The organism is Pseudomonas sp. UBA6315, from assembly GCF_002438125.1.
GTDB lineage: Bacteria > Pseudomonadota > Gammaproteobacteria > Pseudomonadales > Pseudomonadaceae > Aquipseudomonas > Aquipseudomonas faucium.
The window spans coordinates 8,168-12,272 of the sequence record NZ_DJTF01000205.1; the positions used below are offsets into that span (position 1 = coordinate 8,168).

A 4,105-nucleotide genomic window follows, 5' to 3' on the forward strand; every position below is an offset into this window, starting at 1 on the left:
TCGTTCAGGGTTTCGTTCTGGCTCAGGTACTCGTTAGGGCAACGCAGTACCGAGAAGATGGTGCCGACCGAAACGTTGACGTCGATGTTCGACGAGCCGTCCAGCGGGTCGAAGACCAGCAGGTAGGCGCCTTTGGGGTACTTGCCCGGAATCTGGTAGGCGTTGTCCATTTCCTCGGAGGCCATGCCGGCCAGGTGGCCGCCCCACTCGTTGGCTTCGAGCAGGATGTCGTTGGAAATCACGTCGAGCTTCTTCTGCACTTCGCCCTGCACGTTTTCGGTGCCCATGCTGCCCAGTACGCCGCCCAGGGCGCCTTTGGAGACATGGTGGCTGATTTCCTTGCACGCACGCGCCACCACTTCGATCAGGAAGCGCAGATCGGCAGGGGTATTGTTGCTGCGGGTCTGCTCAATCAGATAGCGACTCAGGGTAACGCGGGACATGTATGGCTCCGAAAGGATTGGGGGAGAAAAACCCCCGCAGTTTACAGGGAGAGTTGCGAGCTAGCGAGCGATGAGACTCGCCTGGGCTGTCAGACGGCACAATAGGTCGGTAGTTCAGCGCTCGCCAGGCCGATGGTCAGGTGGGGCTGCTGCGCAGCCCAATCGCTGGCAAGCCAGCTCCCACCTCGACCGCGCGCGCACATCCTGGGTGGGAGCCGGCTTGCCGGCGATCGGGCCGCTATGCGGCCCCATGCCTCAGTCCAGCGCCTTCCAGATCTCGGTGGCATATTCGCGAATGGTCCGGTCCGACGAGAACCAGCCCATCCGCGCGGTGTTCAGCACCGCCATGCGCCACCACTCCTGCGGCGTGTGCCACAGTTCCTCGACCCTGCGCTGGGCGTCCCAGTAGGCATCGAAATCGGCGCACACCAGGAACCGGTCATAAGCCACCAGGCCATCGATCAAGCCGGCGTAACGCCCCGGGTCATCCGGCGAGAACACCCCGCTGCGGATCGCCTGCAGCACGTCGCTCAGGCGATGGGAGCCGGCAATCGCGGCGCCGGCACCAAAGTCGTTGGCCCGCCGGCGCGCCTCGACCTGCTGCGCGGTGAGGCCGAAGATGAACATGTTGTCCGCCCCCACCTGCTCGCACATCTCGACGTTGGCGCCATCCAGGGTGCCGATGGTCAGCGCACCGTTGAGGCCGAACTTCATGTTGCTGGTGCCGGAGGCCTCGTAGCCGGCGGTGGAAATCTGCTCGGACAGGTCGGCCGCCGGGATGATGCTTTCGGCCAGGCTGACGTTGTAGTTGGGCAGGAACACCACCTTGAGCAGGCCGCGCACGGTCGGGTCGTTGTTGACCACCCGGGCGATGTCGTTGGCCAACTTGATGATCAGCTTGGCCTGGTGGTAGCTCGCCGCGGCCTTGCCGGCGAAGATCTTCACCCGCGGCACCCAGTGGGTGCTGGGGTCGTTGCGTATGGCCTGGTAGAGGGCCACGGTGTGCAGCAGGTTGAGCAACTGGCGCTTGTATTCGTGGATGCGCTTGACCTGCACATCGAACAGCGCCTCGGGGTTGACCGTGATGCCGAGGCGGTCCTGGATGATGCTGGCCAGCGCCCGCTTGCTGTGCAGGCGCTGCGCGGCGAACGCCTTGCGAAAGCTGCTCTTGTCGGCGAACGGCACCAGTTCGGCCAGGCGCCCTTGCGGGTCGTCCAGCAGCTCCGGGCCCAGGGCTTCCACCAGCATTGCCGTGAGCTGCGGGTTGGACTGGTACAGCCAGCGGCGGAAGGTGATGCCGTTGGTCTTGTTGTTGATCCGTTGCGGGTAGAGTTTGTGCAGCTCGGCGAACACCGTGCTCTTCATCAGCTGGCTGTGCAGCGCCGACACACCGTTGACGCTGTGCGAGCCGAGGAACGCCAGGGCGCCCATGCGCACCCGGCGCCCGCCCTCTTCCTCGATCAGCGACACCGCGCGCAGCACGTCGAAGTCGTGCAGGCCCTTGGCCCGCAGGCCGTCGATGTGGAAGGCGTTGATCAGGTAGATGATCTGCATGTGCCGCGGCAGCATGCGCTCCATCAGCGCCACCGGCCAGGTTTCCAGGGCCTCGGGCAGCAGGGTGTGGTTGGTGTAGGCGAGCGTGCCGACGGTCAGCTCCCAGGCCTTGTCCCACGGCACTTCATGCTGGTCGACCAGCAAGCGCATCAACTCCGCCACGGCGATCGAGGGATGGGTGTCGTTGAGCTGGATGGCCGCGGCGTCTGGCAGGTTGAGCAGGTCCTTGTGCATGTTCAGGTGGCGGCGCAGCAGGTCTTGCAGCGATGCCGAAACGAAGAAGTATTCCTGGCGCAGGCGCAGCTCTTGCCCCGCCTCGGTGCTGTCTGCCGGGTACAGCACCCGCGAGATGCTTTCGGCACGCGCCACTTCGGCGACGGCGCCCAGGTGGTCGCCGGCATTGAAGCGCTCCAGGTGCAGCTCTTCCAGCGCCCGCGCACGCCACAGGCGCAAGGTGTTGACGCTGGCGCCGCGCCAGCCGACAACCGGCGTGTCGTAGGCCACCGCCCGCACCGTTTCGCCCGGCCACCACACCTGGCGCTGCTTGCCGTGGCTGTCGTTGACCGTTTCCACGCTGCCACCGAAGCTGATCGGGTAGATCACCTCGGCACGCTCGAACTCCCAGGGGTTGCCGAAGTCCAGCCAGTTTTCGGTCTGCTCCTGCTGCCAGCCATCGACCACGGCCTGGCGGAACAGGCCGTGTTCATAGCGGATGCCATAGCCGTGGGCAGCGATGCCGAGGGTCGACATGCTTTCCATGAAGCACGCGGCCAAACGGCCGAGGCCGCCATTGCCCAGCGCCGCGTCCGGCTCGAGCAGGCGAATGCGCTCCAGGTCCACGTCCAGGCCTTGCAGCGCGTCGCGGGCAATGTCCAGCAAGCCCAGGTTGCTCAGGCTGTCGTACAGCAGCCGGCCAATGAGAAATTCCAGGGAGAGGTAGTACACCCGTTTCTGGCTGCGCCGGTAGGCCTGCCGGGTGTGGTCCATCCAGTGATCGACCATGTGGTCGCGGGCCGCGAGGGCGATGGCTTCGAACCAGTCGTGGTCGAAGGCGTGTTCCGGGTCCTTGCCGACCGCGTAGGTCAGCTTGTCCAGTACAGCGGCGCGAAAATCGGCCACCTCGGCGTCACGTGCTTTGGGTTCCTGGGACATGCGGCATCCTCGGGCAAGTTGACGAAAGCGGAGGGAGAGTGTTGAGACTAGACCCTTCGACAGGGAGTGACAGCCACGGTTCGCAGTTTTCATGCCCGGCAGATGAATCCGGCAAAAGGTTGTTCACAAATTGAACAACTCCGGTATGATCGCGCGCCCCAAGACCGTGATCCCGCTCTTATATAACGATGAAAACGACCCTGATTGCCGCAGCCGAAGTCGACCGCCTGGAAACCTGGCAGCGCTATGCCAGCCACATGTGCGGGGGCTGCCATTCGAGCTGCTGCACCCTGCCGGTGGAAGTGAAGATCAAAGACCTGATCCGCATTGGCGTGGTGGACGAGTTCGAAAAGGACGAGCCACCGAAGAACATCGCCAAACGCCTGCAGAAAGACGGCATCATCGAGCGCTTCAACCAGAAGTCGGGGATCTTCACCCTGACCCGCATGAGCAACGACGATTGCCTCTATCTGGATCGTAAGAGCCGGCTGTGCACCATTTATGACAAGCGCCCGGACACCTGCCGCAACCACCCCAAGATCGGGCCGCGGCCGGGGTACTGTGCATATAAGCCCAAGGCCAACGTGCGCTGACACAACGCCTGCGAACAGTTTGCAGGTATCTGTGGGAGCCGGCTTGCCGGCGATCAAGGCAACGCGGTGAATGGCACCGGCTCTGCCGGTCATCGCCGGCAAGCCGGCTCCCACATAGGCTGCAGTGCCACCGCGAAATCAGATGTTTGCTGCACACAAACAAAAACGCCCCCGGCCTTTCGACCGGGGGCGTTTTCATTCAGCCAAAGCTAACTCAGCTGTTCTTGGCTTTCTTGGCAGCGCGGGTACGCTCGCTTTCGTCCAGGATCTTCTTGCGAAGACGGATGGACTTCGGCGTGACTTCGCACAGCTCGTCTTCCTGGATGTATTCCAGAGCCTGTTCCAGGGTGAAGCGAACAGGCG

At 63.6% G+C, this 4,105-nt stretch carries 3 protein-coding genes and 1 pseudogene; 1 reads left to right on the forward strand and 3 read right to left on the reverse strand.

What is annotated here, in order from left to right:
- Together B3E94_RS24530 and B3E94_RS24535 are read right to left on the reverse strand one after the other, a co-directional pair.
- Positions 1-443: pseudogene (locus B3E94_RS24530) on the reverse strand (fructose-bisphosphatase class I); the annotation flags it as partial.
- Positions 444-698: 255 nt separating this feature from the next.
- Positions 699-3,149 carry a glycogen/starch/alpha-glucan phosphorylase gene (locus B3E94_RS24535; protein ID WP_236237952.1) on the reverse strand — a complete coding sequence of 817 codons (2,451 nt, stop codon included), beginning with the start codon at positions 3,147-3,149 and terminating at the stop codon, positions 699-701.
- A gap of 188 nt (positions 3,150-3,337) precedes the next feature.
- On the opposite strand from B3E94_RS24535, the gene B3E94_RS24540 reads away from it, so the two are divergent.
- Positions 3,338-3,742: a YkgJ family cysteine cluster protein gene (locus B3E94_RS24540; RefSeq protein WP_286915563.1), complete on the forward strand. Its 405-nt coding sequence runs from the start codon at positions 3,338-3,340 to the stop codon at positions 3,740-3,742.
- A 214-nt stretch (positions 3,743-3,956) separates the two neighbouring features.
- On the opposite strand, the gene B3E94_RS24545 is transcribed toward B3E94_RS24540, so the two are convergent.
- Positions 3,957-4,105, reverse strand: a 149-nt coding sequence (locus tag B3E94_RS24545) for a hypothetical protein (RefSeq protein WP_286915564.1), incomplete at its 5' end; no start/stop codon positions are given.